Annotated in this window: 18 protein-coding genes, 3 pseudogenes and 1 CRISPR repeat array (1 of these 22 running past the window's edge); of the genes and pseudogenes, 2 read left to right on the forward strand and 19 right to left on the reverse strand. The window is 33.1% G+C overall.

What is annotated here, in order from left to right; genetic code table 11:
* A CRISPR array of direct repeats spans positions 1 to 3161; the repeat unit is 30 nt; unit sequence GTTTCAATTCCTTATAGGTAGGCTAAAAAC; it begins 275 nt to the left of the window's first position.
* A gap of 181 nt (positions 3162 to 3342) precedes the next feature.
* The 5 genes and pseudogenes from THESIDRAFT1_RS05575 to cas6 all read right to left on the reverse strand — a co-directional run bounded on the left by THESIDRAFT1_RS05575 (position 3343) and on the right by cas6 (position 9858).
* Positions 3343 to 5697, reverse strand: coding sequence for a CRISPR-associated helicase/endonuclease Cas3 (locus THESIDRAFT1_RS05575; RefSeq protein WP_039929205.1), 2355 nt, complete (start codon positions 5695 to 5697; stop codon positions 3343 to 3345).
* The gene (cas5b, locus tag THESIDRAFT1_RS05580; RefSeq protein ID WP_006569796.1) at positions 5681 to 6394 is read right to left on the reverse strand and encodes a type I-B CRISPR-associated protein Cas5b; all 714 of its coding nucleotides are present in this window, start codon (positions 6392 to 6394) and stop codon (positions 5681 to 5683) included. Before cas5b ends, THESIDRAFT1_RS05575 begins: the two co-directional genes overlap by 17 nt.
* A 12-nt stretch (positions 6395 to 6406) precedes the next feature.
* The gene (gene cas7b / locus THESIDRAFT1_RS05585) at positions 6407 to 7318 is read right to left on the reverse strand and encodes a type I-B CRISPR-associated protein Cas7/Csh2 (RefSeq protein WP_006569797.1); all 912 of its coding nucleotides are present in this window, start codon (positions 7316 to 7318) and stop codon (positions 6407 to 6409) included.
* Positions 7319 to 9083: pseudogene (locus THESIDRAFT1_RS05590) on the reverse strand (TIGR02556 family CRISPR-associated protein).
* Positions 9084 to 9102: 19 nt separating this feature from the next.
* A complete protein-coding gene (gene cas6 / locus THESIDRAFT1_RS05595; protein WP_006569799.1) occupies positions 9103 to 9858 on the reverse strand; it encodes a CRISPR-associated endoribonuclease Cas6 in 756 nt (251 codons plus the stop codon).
* A gap of 253 nt (positions 9859 to 10111) precedes the next feature.
* Here cas6 and THESIDRAFT1_RS05600 point away from each other — a divergent pair, with 253 nt between their 5' ends.
* Entirely contained in the window at positions 10112 to 11383 is a 1272-nt protein-coding gene (locus THESIDRAFT1_RS05600; protein WP_006569800.1) for a stalk domain-containing protein, read from the forward strand.
* A gap of 27 nt (positions 11384 to 11410) precedes the next feature.
* Here THESIDRAFT1_RS05600 and sufU read toward each other — a convergent pair whose 3' ends face one another.
* The 11 genes and pseudogenes from sufU to tyrS all read right to left on the reverse strand — a co-directional run bounded on the left by sufU (position 11411) and on the right by tyrS (position 21233).
* Positions 11411 to 11824 carry a Fe-S cluster assembly sulfur transfer protein SufU gene (sufU, locus tag THESIDRAFT1_RS05605; RefSeq protein ID WP_006569801.1) on the reverse strand — a complete coding sequence of 138 codons (414 nt, stop codon included), beginning with the start codon at positions 11822 to 11824 and terminating at the stop codon, positions 11411 to 11413.
* Positions 11821 to 13049, reverse strand: a pseudogene (locus THESIDRAFT1_RS05610) (cysteine desulfurase). The gene sufU and the pseudogene THESIDRAFT1_RS05610 overlap by 4 nt, the downstream one beginning before the upstream one ends.
* Positions 13046 to 14095, reverse strand: coding sequence for a Fe-S cluster assembly protein SufD (sufD, locus tag THESIDRAFT1_RS05615; RefSeq protein ID WP_006569803.1), 1050 nt, complete (start codon positions 14093 to 14095; stop codon positions 13046 to 13048). The pseudogene THESIDRAFT1_RS05610 and the gene sufD overlap by 4 nt, the downstream one beginning before the upstream one ends.
* A gap of 10 nt (positions 14096 to 14105) precedes the next feature.
* Positions 14106 to 15509, reverse strand: coding sequence for a Fe-S cluster assembly protein SufB (gene sufB, locus THESIDRAFT1_RS05620; protein ID WP_003871433.1), 1404 nt, complete (start codon positions 15507 to 15509; stop codon positions 14106 to 14108).
* 19 nt (positions 15510 to 15528) lie between these two features.
* Entirely contained in the window at positions 15529 to 16275 is a 747-nt protein-coding gene (gene sufC, locus THESIDRAFT1_RS05625) for a Fe-S cluster assembly ATPase SufC (protein WP_006569804.1), read from the reverse strand.
* Positions 16276 to 16462: 187 nt separating this feature from the next.
* Complete coding sequence (locus THESIDRAFT1_RS05630; protein WP_003868733.1) at positions 16463 to 16747, reverse strand: co-chaperone GroES; 285 nt, start codon at positions 16745 to 16747, stop codon at positions 16463 to 16465.
* Between the two features lie 92 nt (positions 16748 to 16839).
* Entirely contained in the window at positions 16840 to 17424 is a 585-nt protein-coding gene (locus THESIDRAFT1_RS05635) for a glutaredoxin domain-containing protein (protein WP_004399627.1), read from the reverse strand.
* A 232-nt stretch (positions 17425 to 17656) separates the two neighbouring features.
* Positions 17657 to 18655 (reverse strand): SPL family radical SAM protein, encoded by a 999-nt coding sequence (locus THESIDRAFT1_RS05640; protein ID WP_003870760.1) that lies wholly within the window; start codon positions 18653 to 18655, stop codon positions 17657 to 17659.
* Entirely contained in the window at positions 18627 to 19445 is an 819-nt protein-coding gene (locus tag THESIDRAFT1_RS05645) for a nucleoside phosphorylase (protein ID WP_039929209.1), read from the reverse strand. The genes THESIDRAFT1_RS05640 and THESIDRAFT1_RS05645 overlap by 29 nt, the downstream gene beginning before the upstream one ends.
* Before the next feature lie 62 nt (positions 19446 to 19507).
* Positions 19508 to 19999, reverse strand: coding sequence for a hypothetical protein (locus THESIDRAFT1_RS05650; protein WP_006569806.1), 492 nt, complete (start codon positions 19997 to 19999; stop codon positions 19508 to 19510).
* A gap of 14 nt (positions 20000 to 20013) precedes the next feature.
* Positions 20014 to 21233: pseudogene (gene tyrS, locus THESIDRAFT1_RS05655) on the reverse strand (tyrosine--tRNA ligase).
* A gap of 128 nt (positions 21234 to 21361) precedes the next feature.
* On the opposite strand from tyrS, the gene THESIDRAFT1_RS05660 reads away from it, so the two are divergent.
* Positions 21362 to 21763: a 23S rRNA (pseudouridine(1915)-N(3))-methyltransferase RlmH gene (locus THESIDRAFT1_RS05660; protein WP_006569808.1), complete on the forward strand. Its 402-nt coding sequence runs from the start codon at positions 21362 to 21364 to the stop codon at positions 21761 to 21763.
* Here the strand turns inward: THESIDRAFT1_RS05660 and rlmH are convergent.
* The 3 genes from rlmH to THESIDRAFT1_RS05670 are packed head-to-tail and all read right to left on the reverse strand — an operon-like array spanning position 21754 to position 23520.
* Complete coding sequence (rlmH, locus tag THESIDRAFT1_RS05665; protein WP_003870755.1) at positions 21754 to 22221, reverse strand: 23S rRNA (pseudouridine(1915)-N(3))-methyltransferase RlmH; 468 nt, start codon at positions 22219 to 22221, stop codon at positions 21754 to 21756. The two genes, THESIDRAFT1_RS05660 and rlmH, sit on opposite strands and share 10 nt — an antisense overlap.
* Positions 22222 to 22238: 17 nt before the next feature.
* Complete coding sequence (locus tag THESIDRAFT1_RS12955) at positions 22239 to 22406, reverse strand: CxxH/CxxC protein (protein ID WP_003870754.1); 168 nt, start codon at positions 22404 to 22406, stop codon at positions 22239 to 22241.
* A 10-nt stretch (positions 22407 to 22416) separates the two neighbouring features.
* On the reverse strand, positions 22417 to 23520 hold the full coding sequence (locus THESIDRAFT1_RS05670) for a S1C family serine protease (RefSeq protein WP_006569809.1): 1104 nt from the start codon (positions 23518 to 23520) through the stop codon (positions 22417 to 22419).
* Positions 23521 to 23524 lie beyond the last annotated feature (4 nt).

A 23524-nucleotide genomic window follows, 5' to 3' on the forward strand; every position in this document is an offset into this window, starting at 1 on the left:
CAATTCCTTATAGGTAGGCTAAAAAACCCTCAACAGTTAGAGAAGGTAACACATTTGCTGGCGGTTTCAATTCCTTATAGGTAGGCTAAAAACGTTGTACCCGTACCGAAACAATTGTTATGATTCGACCAGTTTCAATTCCTTATAGGTAGGCTAAAAACGAAGGACTGGAAAGAGAGGACATTGCCCACTCTTTCCAGTTTCAATTCCTTATAGGTAGGCTAAAAACGTTGAATACAGAGAAATAATTGACCCAAGAGCACTGTTTCAATTCCTTATAGGTAGGCTAAAAACTTTGCAGGGCCAATATTGCCGTCAGCGTCTACTTCAGTTTCAATTCCTTATAGGTAGGCTAAAAACTGAGCGAATTAAGTTACTATAACCACTGGATGTCGTGTTTCAATTCCTTATAGGTAGGCTAAAAACACTAAAATCTAAAGATGCATTAGAAGTAATGAAAACTTGTTTCAATTCCTTATAGGTAGGCTAAAAACCAGCTTTACTGGATAGGGTACTGAAATATTTAGGGAGGGTTTCAATTCCTTATAGGTAGGCTAAAAACCTTTGCTGTAAGCTCACAAATATATCTGTCGTACGTGGTTTCAATTCCTTATAGGTAGGCTAAAAACTATAAACAATAAAGTTATCCCTGTTCTGAATTGTTGTTTCAATTCCTTATAGGTAGGCTAAAAACCCAATACGAAATAATCAAAAAGACCATCATTGAATTGTTTCAATTCCTTATAGGTAGGCTAAAAACAAATGCGCATATTGTGGGCAAGAACTTTTTGAGGGTTAGTTTCAATTCCTTATAGGTAGGCTAAAAACCTGGCAAGCTTCAAAGATCCGAGAAGAGACGTGGAAGTGTTTCAATTCCTTATAGGTAGGCTAAAAACCGGCTTAACAAAATCAAGTTATACAATCCTGCTTCATGTTTCAATTCCTTATAGGTAGGCTAAAAACTCACAATTTACGCTTTACTCTTTATTGTCTTGTTTAGTTTCAATTCCTTATAGGTAGGCTAAAAACTGATAGGTGTTGACGCCTCAAAAGAGATGCAGAGGTTTCAATTCCTTATAGGTAGGCTAAAAACAAGATACAGCATTTATACAAGGCACAGGTACAAACAAGTTTCAATTCCTTATAGGTAGGCTAAAAACGTTCCTTGACTGTCTCTCGTGAATAGTCTCCATTCTGGTTTCAATTCCTTATAGGTAGGCTAAAAACAACCAAAATGAGTAAGCATAGTAGCAACAGGAACAAAAGTTTCAATTCCTTATAGGTAGGCTAAAAACAAAGGATATCCAGTCAAACCCAGCGACCAGATGCACTGTTTCAATTCCTTATAGGTAGGCTAAAAACGGATCGGTTTGATGTGCCGATACCAAAAGGAGAATATCGTTTCAATTCCTTATAGGTAGGCTAAAAACCTTTGCTGTAAGCTCACAAATATATCTGTCGTACGTGGTTTCAATTCCTTATAGGTAGGCTAAAAACTTAAGGAGGTATCACAAAATGTTGTCAACAATCGGGTTTCAATTCCTTATAGGTAGGCTAAAAACTTTTCAATGTTAATAAATCCTTGTTTAACTGCTTCTGTTTCAATTCCTTATAGGTAGGCTAAAAACTTGCTTTGTTTCAAGACATAACAGCACAATGGAATTGTTTCAATTCCTTATAGGTAGGCTAAAAACTCGCCACTTTCCTTGTCAAGGTTTCTGTATGTTTCTAGTTTCAATTCCTTATAGGTAGGCTAAAAACTATTATTTGTTGCTCCTGTAGAAGATACTGTATTTGGTTTCAATTCCTTATAGGTAGGCTAAAAACGTCTTTGAGTATCAATGTAATCTCTTCCGCTTCCGGTTTCAATTCCTTATAGGTAGGCTAAAAACCAATTGAGGTGAGAGATGCAAAAACAGGTGAACTGAGTTTCAATTCCTTATAGGTAGGCTAAAAACGGATATTTAGCTATAGCAAAAGTACTTATTAAAACAAAGTTTCAATTCCTTATAGGTAGGCTAAAAACTATTTCACCACCTTCAATTGCAATTTTCTTTTTTGAGTTTCAATTCCTTATAGGTAGGCTAAAAACGTTTTTGTTGAATGAGTCAAAGTAAAACTTCCTTGAATGTTTCAATTCCTTATAGGTAGGCTAAAAACGTGGTATAATAAAATTGAAAATACACTTATGCCAAGTTTCAATTCCTTATAGGTAGGCTAAAAACAATTAAAGCAAGGTCAAGAATGCGTAAACATTTATTGTTTCAATTCCTTATAGGTAGGCTAAAAACGGTACGATAGCTATCTTCACCGCGTTACAATAACGGTTTCAATTCCTTATAGGTAGGCTAAAAACATAATTATATTCGAAAAATTTATGAAACTGCTATATAGTTTCAATTCCTTATAGGTAGGCTAAAAACCTATTGGAAAGGATACAGACAGGCATTAGAGAGAGCATGTTTCAATTCCTTATAGGTAGGCTAAAAACTGCGGACAAAGCCACAGAGCTTTATGAGAAAGGCAAGTTTCAATTCCTTATAGGTAGGCTAAAAACTGTTTATGCAAAAGCATATGGCATTTATGACAGACTGGGTTTCAATTCCTTATAGGTAGGCTAAAAACTCTTACTTTGGTGGTGGTATTGGTTTAATTTATTAGTTTCAATTCCTTATAGGTAGGCTAAAAACATTATTTGACTGTTGCAACGTTTTGGATAAAAGGCCAGTTTCAATTCCTTATAGGTAGGCTAAAAACAGGTTGTGTAATGTTTATTTCCTGTTTTCTCCATGTGTTTCAATTCCTTATAGGTAGGCTAAAAACTCAGCAACGGCTCTTGCAAGCACGGATACTCTTGCCGGTTTCAATTCCTTATAGGTAGGCTAAAAACGCAGAAATCGATAAAAAAGTCGTATCAAAGAAGGAAATGTTTCAATTCCTTATAGGTAGGCTAAAAACGGAGATATAAATGAAGGTACATGAGATAAGAGTAAGAAGTTTCAATTCCTTATAGGTAGGCTAAAAACAAGAAAACCGACAAAGACGTTTTTTTACTCCAAGATGGGTTTCAATTCCTTATAGGTAGGCTAAAAACCCTACGCCTTTATAGACGTTCAACGGGTTCGGATACGGTTTCAATTCCTTATAGGTAGGCTAAAAACGCATTCTAACATGCATAAATAGCACATTATACACCTTACAATTTTTTAATTTCTGTCAAGTACCTTGACTTTATTATACCATATTGTCCAATAAAATCAATTACTTTATGAAAATCAGAAAAATAAAAATGTCGTCTATCCCCAGGTGTTTTTGCCTTATTGGGGATCGACGACAAATTTGTTACCATATACTTGTGACTCCTTTTGTTATAAAACCTGTTTCTTTGTCATAATAATCATTTAAACTATCATAATTTACATACTTAAAACCCCAAATATCAGGAGGCATATTTTCCACTGTTGCAGGTATTGATATTACATATTTATAAAAGTCAGCTTTAAATCGATTAAAAATATTTCTCCTTTCAAATAGATTTTTTATGTCTTTAAGCTCAACATACTTATGCCACAATTCTTTAGCTTCATCATTCAATTCAATAAATGCATCTACTTTATAATAGTCATCTTCAATTAATTCAAATTTGGAAATACACATATTTCCATCTTCGCTATCATACCTCAATGTGTATATAGCATCTAATAGCTCTCTTCCTTCATTCGAGGACATTCTCTCTGATACTTCTTGATAATATTTCTCTATAATCTTCAAAAGTTCTTGCTCTTTTATAGTATCATATTTACTTAGTATTTCACGCGTTATGCCAAGTAATATTTTATCATAAACATATTTTGAATATTTTTGACCTTTTTCATCTATCAATGATACAACATAGACTTCTCCTTTTCCTCTCCAGTTCCTGTTGCACCTTCCTGCTGATTGATTAATAGAATCAAGAGGTGCTATATCTCTTACAACAACATCAAAATCAATATCTACCCCTGCTTCTACTAATTGAGTCGTTACAGCAAACCTCATCTTACCTTCTTTTATTTTTTCTATTCTTTCCATCCTTTCCATAGGTACTACATGTGTTGACATGTAAATTATTTCATCATTAGGTATCTTAGCCCTTAATATATTATAAAATTGTTGAGCAGATTTTATAGTATTTAGTATGAAAAGATAGCTTTTACCATCATTTAAATCAAACATTTCGCTTAGCTCTTCTAAGGTAATATCTCGACTCAATTTGGGAATAATTTCTACTCTATCCATTTGAGTAAAATATTTAGTCTTGGCTACTAATGGATAAATTTCCTCTTCTCTAAATATTAACGGCTGAGTAGCAGTTACAAAAATTATATATGAATTTAATTCATTTGCAACCGCTTTTAAAAGTTCTTTTGTCAAAAGCCAATATTTAAATGGTATTGATTGGACTTCATCAAGTATAATTATAGAATTCGCTAATCTGTGGAACTTCCTCAAAGTTTTATTTTTTTCAGACACTAATGTATGAAAAAATTGAACAAAAGTAGTTATTATTATTTCTGAATTCCATCCTTCTATCAATATTTTGGCTTGTTCATCTTCAAATTCAGTATTATTTTTAGTATATCTTATATCTGACAAATGATGATGTTTCAATATTATTTCTGTATCTGGTTGAATTCCATTATATCTTAACAAATCTTCAAGCACATTAGAATTTTGTTCTATAATACTTAAAAATGGCAAAGAATAAATAATTCTATATTTTACACCGGTTTCTTTATACAATTTGTCCCATAATTTCATCGCAAAAGCAATTGTAGTCAACGTTTTGCCAAGGCCTGTAGGAAGATTGATAGACATTATTTTTTGTTTAATATCTATATCCTTCTCTAATACTTCTTTATAGGCTTCCTCTCTCAATAAATTAATTTTACTTTCTTTATCTGGAAAAGATGCTTTATACTCTTTTACAAGCTGCTCTTCAAACTTTATTTCCGGCCGTTTTATATTGTCAATTCCAACAACAACTTCAGTTTTATCGGCATCAACAAGTAAAGAAAACAAAAAGTTTAATAATAAGTATATAGAAACATCTTGCTCCTCTTTAAGTCTTCTTAATTCTCTTTTGATTTTTCTTAATTCAGAATTAATACTATCAATATAATCATTTATCGCTGATTTAGTCAAATTTTCATTTAAGCCAGCATTTCTAAGCTTTCCATTTAATACTTGTAATTTTTCATCATCTATACTGTTAAGCTGTTTTTTAAGTACTTCTAACTCTTTATCATCTAATATAACTTCATTAAAAACATTTTTTAAATCTCCATGGTGATTTTTAACAATTAAAAAAGCTATAAAAGGAAACAATATCCCCTTTCTATCCTGAGCATTTATTTCATTTTTAACCAAATAAAAGGCTACAACTGCAGATAATAAAGAATGGTGCGTTTCTTCCATTGTTTTTAATTTATTTCTCTCTTTCTCGTTTTCAGTAAACAAATACTTTTGAAAATAATTTGTCGCTTTTCCAAAGTCGTGGCATAAAGAAATTATAGTAGCTGTTTTTAAGAAAGTCTCTTTATCTATTATCGCCACCTTTTTTTCGTTAAAGTAGCTTCTAATTATTTTAGAAGTATTGATGAGATGGTCTTCTAAAAATTTGTCAGGATGGGAGTATAATTCAGAAAAAGATGACATGTTCACCCTTAACCTCCCAACATTTCTTTACATGACACTTTATGCTTTGTCCATTTACTTCATATAAAACATCTTCGTAACTTAAAACAACCCTATCTTCATTCATACCTGCAGGTATCTTTTCTTTAAAATATTTTTTGCCATTTTCAAAATAAATTTTGTCCTCTACAATAGATTGAAATGGTAGTACTGATAAAATATCTACTTCTGCATTTTCTATTTCTTCTGCTTCATATACCCCTATAAACTTATAATCAGCAATCATTTCACTTAACCCTAAAGACAAAGTATACACATTTCGGCGATTTTTTATTTTTTCCACTATGTCTTCAAATAAATCATTATCTTTATGCATAAAGTAAATCCGATACGCTGCGTCTTTTACAAATTCTGTCTTCACTTGCGTTCTCGCCTCATGATTTTTAGCTTTATAAGGTATCCAGTAATTCCCTTTTGTATTTATTAAATTCAGTCCCACTCTGATTTTTTTAATAGGGTTCAATATCCTGATAGCAACTTTGCAGTTTTCCTCTGAAAAAACTTTGAGATATTCTTTTTTGTCAATCCCCGCTATCGCCCCCAACATGCCTTTGACAGTTGGGGGTGGTGGAAAGGAAAAAGTAAGCGGGGAAGAAGTAGTATAGTATTTTCTGAAATGTCCATAGTCCCCGAACACATCAAAAACTAAAGTCTTCATCTCTATATCCCCTTAATATTGGAGTTTTTGAATGTTTAATCCTTTCAAAGCTTTCTCTAATGTACATTCTTCTCCATTACATGTAAATGTAACTCTATCATCGTAAATGTATTTTATCAATTTTATTTTCTCTTGGTTTTGTTTTAGCACTGCCACAAGTTCTGTTATATCGAGTTTGCCATCTTGTATATCTCTTATTTCTTCGTCTTCCATCTCATGCACAAACTTTATGCGTTTTTCAAGCTCACCTATTTGATAGTTGTTCTCTTGGTATACCACTTCTATTAATAATCTCGGCATATGTCCCATTTTTGAACCTGACATTAAATTTTTGGTACCATTCCACATTCCTTCTAACATCAAATCAACATCTTCATCTGTCAAAGGTATATTCTGATTTATTGCAGCATTTTCATTAACAATCCCATAAAAAGCAATTAGCGAATAGGGCAATATGTATTTTTCTGTAAAAGTTCCTTGTTCTCTACCTTCTCCAGAAGGCATAACCGTGGTACCCTTTACGTACATTAAATTTATTCTGTGAAGAGATTTACCATATTTAAATTGGACAGGACCTGTAAGAATCATCATTTTGTCTTTTACTGCAGTTGTAGCTCCAAATAATCTCACATCAATGCATTTTGCTATTATGTCTTCATTTGTACCAAAGTCCTCTATCCTATCTTTTTTTGTCCTGAGTTCTCCATTATCTTTTCTTGTTTCAATTATAAACACCTCTTTGCCTTTGTAATAAGCAAGATAATCCCTTATCGTCCTTTTAAGTCTTACATCTGTCACTATGTTTATTCCCGTTTCTTCATCTATACGCGGCTTGTTTTCGTCTACAGGGTCACCATTAGGATTTGCAAAGCTCACATCATAGAGAAATAAAATCTCTGCACGATTTTTAATAACATTTTCCATTTATTTTTCCTCCCCTTCTTTTTTATAAATAATACTTGTCAATTCATCAGCTAAATTAATACCACAAGCAAAGTAAAAATTTATTTCGTCAACAGACATATTCCAATTATCTCCCGCTAAGAGAAGATAATTAGAAGCTTCTTTCGCTAAGAGTCTTTTACCTTTGTCAAAAGAATCGTATTCTTCAAGTTTATTTTGCACTTTAGGAAGAAGACCTTTTATGTCTTTTTCATCCATTTTTAATCCTTTTAAATTTTTCATGAAAGGCTTAGCTTCTCTATCTGAGTACTGTTTTCTCAATAAAAGTTCTGTTAAAGCCCCTAAAAGAACAAGTCCTCTTTTTAAAGGCATTTCAAAAGTAGGACCATATTTGGCAAAAAAGCTATCAAATATTCTTTCCTCCATTGGGATAACCTCCATTTTTATCAATTTCATTTTTTCAAGAAAAGCTATCGTCATCAACCCATCTGCAGTTGCAGCTTTATAATAACCATCCTTCACAAACTCTTCTCTTATTTTTTTCATTATAAGGTTGTATAAAAATCCCAAATCCACTGGCCTTCCTCTAAAAATCCTATCAGTTATATCGAGAAAATAACCGTCCAAATCATTATCCCTTTTATTTGAGTCAGATTTAGACATAAAGCTTCTTATATTTTTAAAAGTAAAACTATTGCCAAAAATTTTATCTACTTGTTCTTTCGCATTAAAAATTTCTCTTAAATGAGAAGGAAACACATCTTCTATTAAAAGCAATATCCTTTCTGCTGAATTTGATTTTCTTAAAAACAACAAATTGACAGTCATAGAATCTTCTGCATCAGCCAGGTAATCTAATATCTCATCTTCATCTCCAATAAATCTCTTTTTTACTTCTCTCTTAAGAGACAAAAGTCTTTCCGAACTCTCAAATATTTCTCGTACTTCTTTTCTTACAAATTCTTTTCCTATAATGAAATTAGGTATTAACTGATACTCCAAACCATAAAATCTAAAAGTAAGTTCATTTTCAAGGTATCTCTTTCCTTCTTCTAAAGCAAGTCTACATTCTGCACATACAGGATAGTTCTTCCATGATTCTTTTTCATTAAAGCCGCCTGTAATATATCCTGGTTTGTCAATTGTATAAAATTTATATGTATCAACTGTACCAAAAACAATATCTTTCTTTTGTCCGCAAATTGAACATACTTTATCTTCCGCATAAATTTTCTGATACTTTTGACTGTCTAATTGTAGCATCAAATCTCTAAATACATTAAAATCTCCAATATATTTGTACTCTCCATCTACATTAAATTTGAGTATAAGAGATAATCCTTCTCTTTTGGGAAAATCTCCTCGAATTTTCTCTGCTTCTTTGATAATTTCATCACTTTTTTCTTCTAATATGTCTTTTATTCTCTCAAGAAAGGCTCTATCTTTTTCATCGATTTTTATTGACTTGTCTTTTAGCACCTTATTAAACCAATTTTTTATTTTGCCATTAAATGTTTTTGGCACTTCTGTTATTTTTGCAGCAGGGGTATATCCAGGAGCATTACCACCTGTATCTGTAAAAATGTATCTACTTATTTTTGAATCGTCATACTCTTCAAGTCTAATTCCTTCATATTCAATCTCATCTTCTTTTACAATGAAATTTATAGCAATTATTTTAGAGTATCTACCATCTTGATTTGGATTTTCTATAAGTACGTCCAGCAAAGTTTTGTTTTGAGATTTTTAACACCATCTCCCCTAACTCTTTTATTGCTGTTATCATCCTCTCTCCCTCCTTTCTTTCACTCAATTATCTCAAAACACCCAAATCCTTGGGAGTTTTTTGCGCCCAAACCTGTATAGTAAGCAAGTTCTAATAATTCAGGACTGCTTTCTACGTCGTATATACCCATCCATCCTTTCACATAAACATTTTTGTATTTAATCATCTTTGAATATCTTCTGTCTTCCTTTTCTGATAAAGGATAAAGCTTAAAGTATGGATCTTTCGCTTTTACATTATAGACTAATTCATATTTTTTAAGCAGATTATTAAGTAAAAGGGGAGAAAATTTTTCATCCCAAGGTGAGTAATAATAAGTATACTTTATGTCACCATCTTTTAAAGTAGTATACATCACAACAGGGGAGATAAATTTTATCCTGGCTTTATTTTTAAAAACGGGAGGATTGTCTATATTGAGTGAATTTAAAATAAATTTTTGCCCATTAAAATGGCAATATTCCTTTTTTAACACATTTTTAGAAATATCAAATATAAATTCATCCAAAGGAGAAGCGACTGTAAATTTAAAAGGGGGCTTTATGCTTATTTTTTTCTGCCCTTTAGAGTCTGTTAAAATCTTGAACTCTCCTTCAATTCTTGAAAATGTAAATAATTTAAATTTTCTTTTTTCATATTGAAACCCTTCATTATGTAAAAAAGCTGCAAAATCACTGTCCCCCATGAGGTCATACAAAAAGCCTTGAACTACATAATTATAATGAATTGGCAATACTAAATTTTTTCCTCCCACAAATTCCAAAGTAATTCTCATAATAACACCTCATAAATTTATTCCAGTGAAGATATGGATGTATTGGTTTTACATGTATATAATTCTACATTAATCCCTATTTTTCCTTCTTAATTTTTAAAAATTTTTAATTCCTGTGTAATAATCGTTTTTTGCACTTCTAATAAAGTTTTATAAAATCAGTAAAGAAAATATAAAAACTCTAAAAATTCAAAAATCGACTTTAAATCCCTTTAATTTTAATGTATAATGATACCATGGGAGGGGGGGAAATATGGAAACATTCAAAAAGAAATTAGTTTTGTCCTTTATATCTACCTTTTTAATAGTTACCATTTTTAATTTACAGGTTGCAAATGCTCAAGAAAAGCAAGAAATTACAGTTCTTTTGGATGGATATCCAGTAACTTTTGATGTAGCACCTGTACTTAAAGATGGCACAACATTAGTCCCATTTAGGGCTATTGCCGAAGCTTTAAATATTTCTGTAAATTGGGAAGTCTCAACACAAACAGTTATAGCAACTGATAACAAAACAAATGTGAAACTTCAAATTGGTAATAAAACAGCGATAAAAGACAATGTGCCAATTACTCTCAGAGTATCACCACAAATGATAAATCAAAGGACCTTAATACCACTTAGATTTTTTAGTGAAGCTTTTAATTGCGATGTTGATTGGAATGAAAATACTTATACAGTAAAAATAACATCGCCACCAAAAGAAATGTTTGTAACAGGCTTTTATGCTTTGGGAGATAGCCAAACAAGCAGTTGGACAAATTTGTTTGGTAAAAGTTATCCCGAATATACTTCTGGCAATACCGGCTATTTTAGTTCCATCGCATTTGGTTGGTATAGTTTAGACAGTAATGGCAATCTCTTGACAAAAAGTCGAACTGGTTGGCAAAGACCTGATGGATGGGAAAAAGTACTAGATGTAATATCCCAATTCGAATTGAAATCTGAAATGGTTATTCATGTTACTGATGGTGACAATACTGTCTCTAATTTGCTGTCATCTAAAGAAGCCATAGAAAAAGCCATTTCCTCAATCGCTGAAGAAGCAAAAACTTATGATAGTGTAAATCTTGATTTCGAAGGACTTGGTCTTAATGAGAGTAAAGAAGACCTCGTACAAACCCAGCAAAAATTTACAGAGTTTGTTAAACTGCTTAGAAATCGCCTTGATGCCTCAAAATCAATAACATTAACTCTCCATGCCCCAAATAGTGTATATAAAGGATATGATTACAAAACTCTCGGAGAAATTGCAGATAAAATAATTGTCATGGCTTACGACTATGGTACAAAGCCTGAGCCAGAAGAACTTGTAATCCAAGCAATTGAACAAGCAACTAAAAATGTCCCAAAAGAAAAACTTTTGCTTGGTATTTCAATACCAAATGAAACACAGGAAAGCTTTGCAGTGAAAATTGGTCTTGCAAAAAGATTTGGACTTGATGGAATAGCCATTTGGAGATTAGGACTTGTAAAAGATGAAATGTGGAATGTCTTGAAAAATTCAATAACGCCACGAAGGTGAACGCCCTCGTGGCGTTATTTTATAGACTTACAAAATTTCCTGAAGCGTTTTCCACGCAAGTAAAGCACATTTTACGCGGGCAGGAAAGTCAGATACTCCCTGCAATACCTGTGCATCACCTAATTCATCTAAATTTATATCTTTTTTGTGTATCATGTCTATAAATTCTTGAACAAGCCTTAAGGCCTCTTTTTTGTCTTTCCCTTTTATAAGGTCTATCATCATAGAGGTTGAAGCTTGGCTTATAGCACATCCATGACCTGTAAAAGATGCGTCTTCTATAATGTCACCATTCATTTTTAGATAAATGGTAATGTCGTCACCGCAAAGAGGATTGTGCCCCCTTTCTTTGTGAGTAGCATCATTAAGCTCTCTTCTGTGAGGAGAGTTTTCATAGTGTTCCATTATAACTTCAGAATAAAGCTGATTTAAATCGCTCATTTAAACCACTTCCTGACTTTTTTTAGTCCTTCCACAAGGGCATCAATATCCTCAAAATCGTTGTAGAGATAAAAGCTTGCTCTTACAGTTGCAGGAACGCCTAAGTATCTCATTAAGGGCTGGCAACAGTGATGCCCACTTCTTACAGCAACTCCTTCTTCATCGAGAATTGTAGCAACATCGTGAGGATGAACTCCTTCTACATTGAAGGAAATTATTCCTCCTCTTTCCTTCGCGTCTTTGGGGCCATACAATTTTACAAAGTCTAATTCTTTCATTTTTTGAAGACCATACTCCAAAAGCTCGCCTTCGTGTTTATATATATTGGTAAGCCCAATTTTTTCTATATAATCTATGGCAGAAATAAGCACATACGCTCCCTCTATATTAGGAGTACCTGCTTCAAATTTAAGAGGGGAAGGTGCAAATGTGGAATAGTCCTCGTAAACCTCGTCTATCATTTCTCCTCCTCTTAAAAATGGCGGTACCTCTTTAAGTAAATCTTCTTTTATATATAAAACCCCAATCCCCATAGGTCCTAACATCTTGTGACCAGAGAAGGCAAAAAAGTCACAATCTATCTTTTGTACATCAACAGGCATATGAGGTACACTTTGTGCTCCATCTATTAATACTTTTGCCCCGTATTTGTGGGCAATATGTGTAATCTCCTCCACAGGATTTATTATTCCCAAAACATTCGACATGTGTTGCGCAGCAACCAATTTTACTTTGTCAGACATTTTTTCTTTAAAGTCTTTCATAGAAAGCCTAAAATTTTCATCAAGATAGACATATTTAAGCTTTGCCCCTTTAGCTTCTGCTACCATCTGCCATGGGAGTATATTGCTGTGGTGTTCAGCTATGGTAAGTAGTATTTCGTCTCCTTCGTTTATATGCTTCATACCCCAAGTGTAGGCTATAAAGTTTATAGACTCTGTTGTATTTCTTGTGAAAACTATAGACTCTTCTTTTTTGGCGTTTATAAATTTTTTACCCTTTCTCTTGCCTCTTCATAGGCTTGTGTTGAAAGTACACTTAAATAATGGGGGCTTCTGTACACATTGGCATTTAGCTCTTCATAATATTTATCCATAGCCTTTATTACTTCAATTGGCTTTTGTGTTGTAGCGGCATTGTCAAGATATACAAGCCTTTTTCCATGGGGCTTAACACTCAATATAGGAAAGTCTTTTTTTATTCTTTCAATATCGATATTTTTCACTTTATAATCCTCCTTCCTATATGACCCTTTATGATGATTTCTCTTACAGGGTCATAAGGAATCAAGTCTATAACAGGATTTAATATGGCTTGAACCATTAAAAGCCTTGCCTCTTCTAAACTAAAGCCTCTGCTCATCACATAATAGAGTTTGTCTTCATCTATTTGCCCTGCACTGGCTGAGTGGTTTGCCTGTACATCATCTTCTCCGCAGTAAAGAGCAGGAATTGCAACGGATTTTACAGTTTTGTCTAATAAAAGTACTGTTTCATTTTCTTCAGCTTTTGCCTTTTTTGCACCTTTTTTAATGTCAATATTTCCTATAAAGGTAGCCTTTGCACTTCCTTTTAAGGCTCCTTTTAAGTCCACACTGCTGGTAGTTTTAGGAGCTTGGTGGTATACATTATAAGCCATGTCATATTTTTGACTATCCACACCTAAAAAAATGGATTTGGAAGTAAAGGTACCTCCTACCTCATCAAGATATACCGCCACATCAAAAGCGCTTACTTTCGAGCCTATCACAACATTTGACCAGTTGACCATAGCATTTTTCCCTACAATTACAAGGTTATTGTCAAAGTCGTTGAATTCGTCTCCCAATCTTTGTATTTTTACTATATTTACAGTAGAACCTTCTTTTGCAATCACCTGCGTTATGCCATTGTGAAAGCCTTTTGTACCTGAATTATAGTCAAAAACGATTGTAACTTGCGAATTAGCTTCCGCTTCAATTATGTTATAATCAATCAATGTGTCATTTTGTTCATTTGTTATATAATCAATCACTATAGGTTTTTCAACATTACTGTTTTGAGAAATCTCAATGTGAAAACCTGCATTGTAAAAATCTTTTACCATATTTATAAATTTGCCTTCTATGCCAAAAGCTTTATCCCTTAAAGCCGATATCTCTGTCGGCAATCTAGCTAATTTCTTTGTCTCTTTTATTTTTACTGTATCATGAGACAAATCTTTTATTACTGCTGAAGTGTATTCTTTATAAGAAGGCTGTTGTATTTCCTCCATACTAACTCTCTTCCACATATTTTCACTCCTATCCTATTGCGCCTTCCAGCTCAAGTTTAATGAGCCTATTCATCTCCACTGCATATTCCAATGGCAAAGCTTTAGCTATAGGCTCAACAAAACCTCTTACAATCATAGCCCTTGCATCGTCTTCGCTTAAACCTCTGGACATGAGGTAAAATATCTGTTCATCGCTTATTCTTCCCACTTTTGCCTCATGACCAATGTCCACATTGTCATTTTCTATTTCTATTACTGGCATTGTATCAGACCTTGAAATATCGTCCAACATCAAGCCTTCACACTGGACAGAAGCCTTTGCACCTTCCGCATTAGGTCCTATTTTGAGAAGTCCTCTATAGCTTGATATTCCACCATCTTTTGATATACTCTTTGCTAAAACCTTTGAAGAAGTATGAGGAGCTAAGTGTATCATTTTTGAACCGGTATCTAAATGCTGCCCTTTTGCAGCAAAAGTCACACCGGTGTATTCCGCCTTTGCTCCTTCTCCTTTTAATATAGAAGCAGGATAAAGCATTGTCTTGTGGCTTCCAAAAGAGCCGGATATCCACTCTATAATGCCGTCTTTTTCAACAATTGCCCTTTTTGTATTTAGATTATAGGTATTTTTACTCCAGTTTTCTATAGTAGAATAAATTATGCGAGCCCCTTCATTTACAAAAAGTTCTACGCAACCTGCATGTAAGTTTGAAACAGAATACTGTGGTGCAGAACAGCCTTCTATAAAATGTACTTCACTGCCTTTGTCAGCAATTATGAGAGTGTGCTCAAACTGTCCGCTTCCTGGTGCATTCATTCTAAAATAAGCCTGAAGTGGAACCTCCACTTTGACCCCTTCTGGAACATAAACAAATGTGCCTCCGCTCCATATTGCAGCGTGAAGGGCTGCAAATTTGTGGTCATAAGGCGTCACGTTTTTTGTCATAAAGTACTCTTTTATTATGTCAGGATATTTTTTTATTGCAGTGTCCATGTCCTCAAATATGACACCTTGTTGAGTAAGGCTTTCTTTAATATTGTGATATACAACTTCAGAGTCGTATTGAGCACCTACTCCCGCCAATGCTTTTCTTTCCGCCTCAGGAATCCCCAACCTTTCAAAAGTACGCCTTATCTCTTCTGGAACTTCATCCCACGACCTTTGCATTTTTGCACTTGGGCGTATATAGGCAATAATAGAATCTATGTCAAGTTGACTTAAATCAACACCCCATGTGGGCATAGGCATTTTTTGATATATCTCCAAAGCTTTTAATCGAAAATCCCTCATCCAGGAAGGTTCATTCTTTTGCTCAGATATTTCTAAAACAACTTCTTTAGAAAGTCCTTTACCTGTCTGATACTCATACTTTACGTTGTCTTTGACGTCGTATATGCTAAAATCTATTTCCTTTATATCTGGTTTTTTCATTATTTTCGCCTCCTATGGGTTACACGCCATTTCTCACAAAGTCATAACCCTTTTCTTCAAGAATCTTTGCAAGGTCCCTGTCACCGCTTTTTACAATCTTTCCATCCATTAAAACAGATATTACATCCGGCTCAAGGTAATCCAATATCCTGTTGTAGTGGGTGACTATTAAGATAGACATCTCTTCATTCTTTAGCTTTTTGACCGCTTCTGCCACAACTTTTAAGGCATCTATGTCAAGCCCGGAGTCAATTTCGTCAAGCATTACAAGTTTAGGCTTCAGAAAAGCCATCTGGAGTATCTCAGTTTTTTTCTTTTCTCCTCCGGAAAAACCTACATTTAAATACCTACTTCTGTACTCGGATTTCATGTCTAAAAGCTCTAATGTGTTTTTCATGTCTTTTGCAAATTGAAGCATCGACATATTTTGGCCTGTTACAATATTAACAGAGGTCCTTATAAAATTATCCACTGTTATTCCGGGTATTTCTTCAGGGTACTGAAAAGACAAAAAGATGCCCTTTTTTGCCCTTTCATTGACTTTTAGATTTGTTATATCTTCTCCTTCAAATAAAATCTGCCCTGAAGTCACTTTATATTTAGGATTCCCCATGATGGAATTGCACAACGTGCTTTTACCACCACCATTGGGTCCCATAATTGCATGTATTTCTCCTTTTTTTATTGTTAAATTAAGCCCTTTAAGGATATATTTGTCCTCAACTTCTACATGCAAATCCTTTATTTCTAACAATGTTTCCCTCATCTTTTACAACTCCTTTTTAATTCCGACTATTTTAATAGGAATACTCAAGCAATACTATTATACACCACCTAAACAACCAAATCAATAGAAAAAGACACAAAATTGATAATTATTTTCATTTAATAAACATATGTCAATAATTATCTATAAAAATATAAGAAGTCGGGACTTCAATTTCCCCGACTTCTTATATTTCGTCAACTTCCACAAACTTAGCCAGTATGTCATCTACTGGAATTATGAGATATTCCTCTCCCTCGTGTTTTATCTTCGTACCTGAAAACTCTTTATATATAACCCTATCCCCTACAGCAAGCTCATCGGAGGCACCAGCTGCAAGAGCTTCAATTACTCCCTGATTTAATTTTTCTTCAGCAGTCTTGGGAATTATTACTCCGCCTATCTTTTTCTCTTCAGGCTCTTTTTCCAATTTAATAAGTGCATGGCCATTTATAGGTTGTATTTTTGTCATAACTCCTTCTCCTTTCTTTTATTATTTTTTACCGCACATTATTACATTATTTATTATACCTCACTTATAAGAAAAGGTACAAGAACAAAAACTTATTGTTCAGTAATTCCCAGCAATCTATTAAGCTTAGCTTTATCAAACCCTACTACAATTGTGCCATCAATATCCGTCTGAGGCACACCTCTTTGGCCGCTCCGCCTTACTAATTCTGCTGCCGCACTTGGATTTTTGCTCACGTCTACTTCTCTAAAAGGTATGTTGTGTTGTCTTAAATATGCCTTTGTAGCATTGCACCAGGGGCAAGAGGGAGTGGTGTAAACAGTCACTCTGTGGGCCTTTTGACCTTTCCCATCAGAAGCTTTTGAAGGAGCGACAACTAAAAGTTTTTCATAATATTCTTTGCTTTGAAGTCCAAATACAAACTGCCAGGGCTCTTTATCCTTGAAAAGTATCACTGAAGGCACTACTTTGATTCCATATTGTGGATGAATATCTCTTATCTCAGAAGCATTTACTACATAAACGGGCACTTTAGGATTGTCTTCACTGAATTTCTTCATGACCTCTAAAGCTTCAAGACTCTTTTGTGAAGAATTAGAATAAAACATTAGCATAAAAAATTCTTCTTTATTTTTTACTTCTTCAAAGTGCTGAGTATCCTTTATAAACTCTAACATCAAATCACCTCTTTAAATATTTATGTTATCCAAAATCAAAAATTTATATAAGCAAAATTGCAATTCCTTTTTATTACAAACCGTTATAAACTACGGCTACCCCCCATAAGTATTGGGTCACAATTTATATTATAAGGAAAACTATTTTAAAAATCAAGATATTTTTAACAATCCTCCTTATTGAATTAAGTAAGAGCCTCTCTGCTCTTAGAATGACAGATAAAAACTCCCCTTAGTTAGAGGGGAGTTTGTTTAATACATACACTTTTTCCTTTTCAATATATTTTATTACTTCTCTATAAACAAATTCCTCAAAATATTCTGCCTCTTTATAGGTAAATATTCCATCTTTCAAAACCGTATCATAGCAAAATATTGGAGAATATTCTTTTAATTTTTCTATTTTTTTAGCTTGCTCCTTTACCATTCTAAAAGCTCCAATATTGACATCTTGTATACCTTCTTTAGGTATTTTTGAAAAAACATATTCCACAAAATTTTTATATATTTTTTCAAATCCTTCTATATACATCACTGGTTCAATAGAAATTCTAACTTTTAAACCCTTTGATATGGCCCTTTTTATGCTTTCTATTCTTTTACTGAGAGAAGGTGTTAGTTTTTCATATTTATCGATTACCGGTTGTGGCAACAATGTCCATGCGAAAATTACATTAGAAGGTATGTCGATAAATTCTACGGAAGAAAAATTGGCGCTTTTTGTTCGTATTTCTATTACAAGGTTTTTATTCCCTTTGGCATATTCAATCCACTGTTTAGTAAAGCCTGTAAGGTATTCTAAAGCAAGTAAATCCGTCTCATAGGATATGCTTAAATAGACCTTCTGGTCTTGTGTAAGTTTATCTATTTCTTTAAAATAGTCCTCAATATTCACAAAAATAACAAGATGTCCTGAAGGGTACATACCCTGTAAATAGCAATAATCACAATCATAAATACAATTGAATATATTTGATGTATGGTAAAAATTGATATTTCCAAAGTCTTCACAAAGCTTAGAACCTTTATATATAAAATCATATCTTTTTTGGGCCAATATAAGATTTTGTCTTTCTTTTTGTATAAGGTAGTTTTGATTAGGTCTATTGAAAACCTCACTATATCTGTCAATAAGCACTACTTTACTTTTAGGAAATTTCTTTAAAATATTTTGCGTTATAGGATTAGGAAGTACCTCCTTCTCAACGTAAATGTGAGAGAATTTTTTCAAAGGCCTTCTTCCTTTCTTCTTTATTATTTACCTGTACATCATAAAAGTTTTCTAAAAAATCTATACCTTCACTTTTTCTAACCTTATAATGTAGACAAGCTTTATAAAAAATTTGCCTTTGACTTACCGTAAGTTTTAGCTTTTGTGAAAAAAAATTTATAATTTCTTTTTCATAAAAGGAAAATATTTCCCTGGTTTTAAAATTATTTTTCAATATTTTAATAAATTCATCTATTTCCTTTAACTTGTTTTTTATTAACTCATAAATTTTATTTTTAGACACATCCTCGAAATCTGTCCTATCAGAAACAATTTTTAAAATATAAATTCTGTGGGTTTCAAAAAATTTAGAAGCTGCTTGATAAAAACCGCTGGCTTCCATATCACAAAGTCTTGCTGTCATCAAACCTTTATCTTTTACTATATAGTTAAAAGTCTCTATATCGCTTTCTTCAAAAGGATGATTTACCAAGATATCAGGTATATAATTTTTCTGAGTTTCATTGTCTACAATTTTGTTAATAAGGTATATGTTCCCTATTTTTTCATCAATATCTTTCGAACCACATACACCAAGGTTTATTATAAAGCTTTGTGGAACCCACAAATATCGAGTTGCCGCATGAGAAACAGCTATACTGCTATTTATTTTGCCCACTCCTGTTACTACCAACGTTATTTCTTCATTTTTAAAAACTTGAAAATATCGATTTTCTACATCTTTTTTTAAGCCAAAATATTCAATTAGAGGTTTTGCCTCAATATATAAAGCGGTTGCGATAAAGACCATCTTAGCACCTCTTTCAAGAACATATAAAATTTGTGTCAAGAGAACTCTCTTGACACAAATTTTTATAACCCCACTTTTTCTAATAAAAGCCTCACATCTGCTTCTCTTTCTAATATATGGTTATTTAAAGCCTCAAATTTCTTGTCAATCCGCTTAAATTGGAAGTTTATCTCAGTCAAAGATTCTGTATTTCTAGCTACTTGTTCAAAGGTGCTTGTAACAACACTTTCAATTTTATCTATTCTTTGCTCAACTTTATCTAACCTTTTTTCAAAGTTATCCATCTTTATCTCGAAATTATCCAGCCTTACTTCAAAATTTCCCAACTTTCGCTCAAAACTACCCATCTTCTGTTCGAAATTATCCATTCTTTGCTCTAACTTATACATCCTTTGCTCAAAATTGTCCATTCTTTGTTCTAATTTGTCTATCCTTTTTTCAAACTCAGTAAATTTAACTTCTAACCTGTCAATGCGGTTTTCTAAATTCTCAAGCCCTGTGTCAATACTGTTAAGTCTTTCTAATACAAGGTTTAATAATTCTTCACTTGACACAAAAAGCTCCCCCTTTATTCTTTAATGACAAGCCTGTGATACTCTTTTTTGCCCTTTCTTATTAAAATGCTATTATCTTTTATCATATCATCTTTTATATATTCATCAATACTTTCAACTTTTTCATTGTTTATATACAGTCCACCTTGTTGAATGAGCCTTCTACCCTCACTCTTTGAAGGTATTATCTTTGCTTCAAAAAGCACATCTAAAATTTTTTTACCTAAAACATCAGAAGAGACAGTAACAGAAGGCACATTATCTAAATCTCCACCGCTTTCAAATAAAGCCTCTGCCGCCTTTTGGGCTTTTATAGCCTCTTCCTCTCCGTGTATAAGTTTCGTGACCTCATATGCCAATATTTTTTTCGCCTCGTTTATCTCTTTATCTTTTAATGCCCCTAATCTTCTCACTTCATCCATAGGCAGGAAAGTGAGAAGTGCCAGGGCCTTTTCCACATCCGCATCAGCTATATTTCTCCAGTATTGATAGAATTCATAAGGAGAAGTTTTATTAGGATCAAGCCACACTGCTCCCTTTTCTGTTTTTCCCATTTTCTTCCCTTCACTGGTGGTAAGTAAAGTAAATGTCATACCATAAGCCTGTTTACCTTCTTTTTTTCGTATAAGCTCTATACCAGCAATAATATTAGACCATTGATCGTCTCCGCCCATTTGCATTACACAATTGTATCTTCTATTTAATTCAAGAAAATCATAAGCCTGCATCAGCATGTAGTTAAATTCCAAAAAGGAAAGGCCTCTTTCTAATCGGGACTTAAAGCATTCCGCTGTAAGCATTCTATTTACAGAAAAATGAACCCCTATATCTCTTAAAAATTCAATATAGTTTAAGTTTAAAAGCCAGTCAGCATTATTTGCCATGATGGCTTTGCCATTCGAAAAATCAATGAGTCTTTGCATCTGCTTTTTAAAAGCTTCAGCATTTCTATCTATTTCCTCTTTAGTCAACATCTTTCTCATATCAGTCCTGCCGCTTGGGTCTCCTACCATCGCTGTGCCACCGCCTATTAACACAATAGGCCTGTGGCCTGCTTTTTGCATGTGAGACATCACCATAATTTGAAGAAAATGTCCCACATGTAAGCTATCAGCAGTAGGATCAAAGCCTATGTAAAAAGTAATTTTTCTTTTTCTAAAAGCTCTCGTATTTCCTCTTCATGAGTCATTTGCTGAATATATCCTCTTTCTTGCAAAACATCAAGTACAGACACGATAATACCTCCATCATCTTATTTTTGTATATTGTATCAAATGAAAAACATATTTTCAAATATTTTTGACAATATAATTTTATCACTTTATAATATTTACTATCAACAAATAAAAGAGAAGTGATTGTATGAATTACAAAGTCTATGCTACAGGTAATAAAATAGAAAAGTTTTATTCTGATGCAATAAAAGAATATCAAAAGAGGCTGAGCCGATTTTGCAATATCACTTTTTCAAGCTACAAAAATTCTCAAAAATTACCTCTTCAAGAAACGGATAAATATTACAAAATAGTAATATCACCTGCAGGTAAATCCTTATCTTCAGAGGAATTGGCAGAAAAAATAAAAGAGTTTGAACTTACTGGAATAACAGATATATTAATAATCATAGGAAATGAAGAAATTCATTGTAATGAGACCATAAGCATAAGTAGCATGAAAATGAGTTTAGGTTTGACTTCTACTATTTTCTTTGAACAGTTATATAGGGCATATAAAATTTTAAACAATGAACCTTATCACAAGTGATTTTCTCCACTAAAAGCTAAATAAATCTGCTCTAAAAGTATAAGTCTCATAAGCTGGTGAGGAAAAGTCATTTTAGAAAAAGAAAGATTTAAATGAGATTGTTTCTTTATATTTTCCCACAAGCCCAACGATCCACCTATTACAAAGGTCATTTCTCTATAACCAGATTGAAAAGTCGCCTTTATAAATTGGGAAAATTTATATGAGTCTATTTCTTTTCCTTCTATAGCAAGAGAAACAACAAAGCTTCCCTTTTTTATTTTAGAAAGAACTCTTTCTCCTTCTTTACGCAAAATCTCCTTTTTTTCTTTTTCACTTAAATTTTGAGGAGCTTTTTCTTCTTCTACTTCTTTAATTTCTATTTCACAATAAGGGCGCAATTTTTTTAAATAAAAAACTATTCCATCGCTTATATAGTTCTCCTTTATTTTTCCAACAGCTATTATATATATCTTCATTATTAAGTCCCTCATTTTTAAACTACAAGATATTTAGGTGGCTCATCGCAAAAATCACATTTATGAGGTACCAGCCAATCAGTAAAAGAAACTTCATCCAATTTGTAAATATCCGGTGGTTGTTCGTACACTTCGACAAATTCTTCAATGGCATCCTCTAAATGCTTTTCACACACAACAAACATAAAACCTCTCCTATTCTCCGAGAGTTATAGTAGTATATCCTGTCTTTCCCGATACGGTTTGGTACTTAACTTTTATTTTGTCACCTGGATTTTTTTCATAAATAATACATTTTAAACTTGTCATAGTATTTACAGGTCTTTCATCTATCTCCAAAATAATATAGCCTTTTCTAATGCCAGCTTTATAAGCAGGACCTTTAGGGTCAATATCTGCCACATATATCCCCTCATATATATAAACATCTGCGGAAATGTAACTGGCAATTTCTTTATCATACGCAACTATGCCAATATAAGGTGCTTTAAATGTACCCGTTTCTATCACTTTCTTAAGTATAGGCTTTACAATGTTTATAGGTATAGCAAAGCCCAATCCTTCAGCAGTTGTTACCTTCGCAGTATTTATTCCAATTGCATAGCCTTGAGAATCCACTAAAGGCCCTCCGCTATTCCCTGGATTTATAGAAGCATCTGTCTGTATCAAGTCTTCCATGATTCGCGGTTTTCCATCCTCAGTAATGGGAAGGCTTCTATTTAAAGCGCTTATTATTCCAGAAGTAACCGTCCTTTGAAACCTAAGACCTAAAGGATTTCCAATTGCTATTGCGGTTTGCCCTACCGATATCTTGTCAGAATCTCCCAAAGGTATAATTGGTAAATCTTTTGCATCAATTTTTAAGATAGAAAGGTCTAAAACAGGGTCAGTCCATAAAACTTTACCCGGAAGTATACTGCCATTACTTAAATATACCTTTATATTTTTGGATTTTTCATTAGCTACATGATTATTTGTTATAATATAGCCATTTGGATTAACAATAAAACCTGAACCTACACCTTCTACAGCTTTTTCTATAAAATAATACTCTCTTTGAAATTCTACAGTAGTAATTCCCACAACAGCAGGAGTATCCTTTTTTGCCACTACTTCCGCTATTGTAGGAGATTCTTTTGTTGGTATCACTACTTCTGTTTTTATTCCTGAAGAAGGAGGATAAGGTATAGGAATAACCTTACCCCATAAATATTTTGGTGCAATATATACAAATACTAAAGAGGTAACCAAAGAAACTATAATTGCAACAGCAAAAAAACTCTTCAATTGACGCTGCATAATA

This window comes from Thermoanaerobacter siderophilus SR4 (genome assembly GCF_000262445.1).
Classification (GTDB): domain Bacteria; phylum Bacillota; class Thermoanaerobacteria; order Thermoanaerobacterales; family Thermoanaerobacteraceae; genus Thermoanaerobacter; species Thermoanaerobacter ethanolicus.

What these genes read in the sequence shown, in the direction of transcription:
- sufD (WP_006569803.1), bottom strand. Translation starts at nt 14,095, where the DNA reads ATGTGGAAGAGAGTTAGTATGGAGGAAATACAACAGCCTTCTTATAAA.
- cas7b (WP_006569797.1), bottom strand. Translation starts at nt 7,318, where the DNA reads ATGGAAAATGTTATTAAAAATCGTGCAGAGATTTTATTTCTCTATGAT.
- THESIDRAFT1_RS05630 (WP_003868733.1), bottom strand. Translation starts at nt 16,747, where the DNA reads ATGACAAAAATACAACCTATAAATGGCCATGCACTTATTAAATTGGAA.
- THESIDRAFT1_RS05660 (WP_006569808.1), top strand. Translation starts at nt 21,362, where the DNA reads ATGAATTACAAAGTCTATGCTACAGGTAATAAAATAGAAAAGTTTTAT.
- THESIDRAFT1_RS05575 (WP_039929205.1), bottom strand. Translation starts at nt 5,697, where the DNA reads ATGTCATCTTTTTCTGAATTATACTCCCATCCTGACAAATTTTTAGAA.
- THESIDRAFT1_RS05635 (WP_004399627.1), bottom strand. Translation starts at nt 17,424, where the DNA reads ATGTTAGAGTTTATAAAGGATACTCAGCACTTTGAAGAAGTAAAAAAT.
- sufB (WP_003871433.1), bottom strand. Translation starts at nt 15,509, where the DNA reads ATGAAAAAACCAGATATAAAGGAAATAGATTTTAGCATATACGACGTC.
- THESIDRAFT1_RS05645 (WP_039929209.1), bottom strand. Translation starts at nt 19,445, where the DNA reads ATGGTCTTTATCGCAACCGCTTTATATATTGAGGCAAAACCTCTAATT.
- sufC (WP_006569804.1), bottom strand. Translation starts at nt 16,275, where the DNA reads ATGAGGGAAACATTGTTAGAAATAAAGGATTTGCATGTAGAAGTTGAG.
- THESIDRAFT1_RS05670 (WP_006569809.1), bottom strand. Translation starts at nt 23,520, where the DNA reads ATGCAGCGTCAATTGAAGAGTTTTTTTGCTGTTGCAATTATAGTTTCT.
- cas5b (WP_006569796.1), bottom strand. Translation starts at nt 6,394, where the DNA reads ATGAAGACTTTAGTTTTTGATGTGTTCGGGGACTATGGACATTTCAGA.
- rlmH (WP_003870755.1), bottom strand. Translation starts at nt 22,221, where the DNA reads ATGAAGATATATATAATAGCTGTTGGAAAAATAAAGGAGAACTATATA.
- THESIDRAFT1_RS12955 (WP_003870754.1), bottom strand. Translation starts at nt 22,406, where the DNA reads ATGTTTGTTGTGTGTGAAAAGCATTTAGAGGATGCCATTGAAGAATTT.
- sufU (WP_006569801.1), bottom strand. Translation starts at nt 11,824, where the DNA reads ATGAGCGATTTAAATCAGCTTTATTCTGAAGTTATAATGGAACACTAT.
- THESIDRAFT1_RS05600 (WP_006569800.1), top strand. Translation starts at nt 10,112, where the DNA reads ATGGAAACATTCAAAAAGAAATTAGTTTTGTCCTTTATATCTACCTTT.
- cas6 (WP_006569799.1), bottom strand. Translation starts at nt 9,858, where the DNA reads ATGAGAATTACTTTGGAATTTGTGGGAGGAAAAAATTTAGTATTGCCA.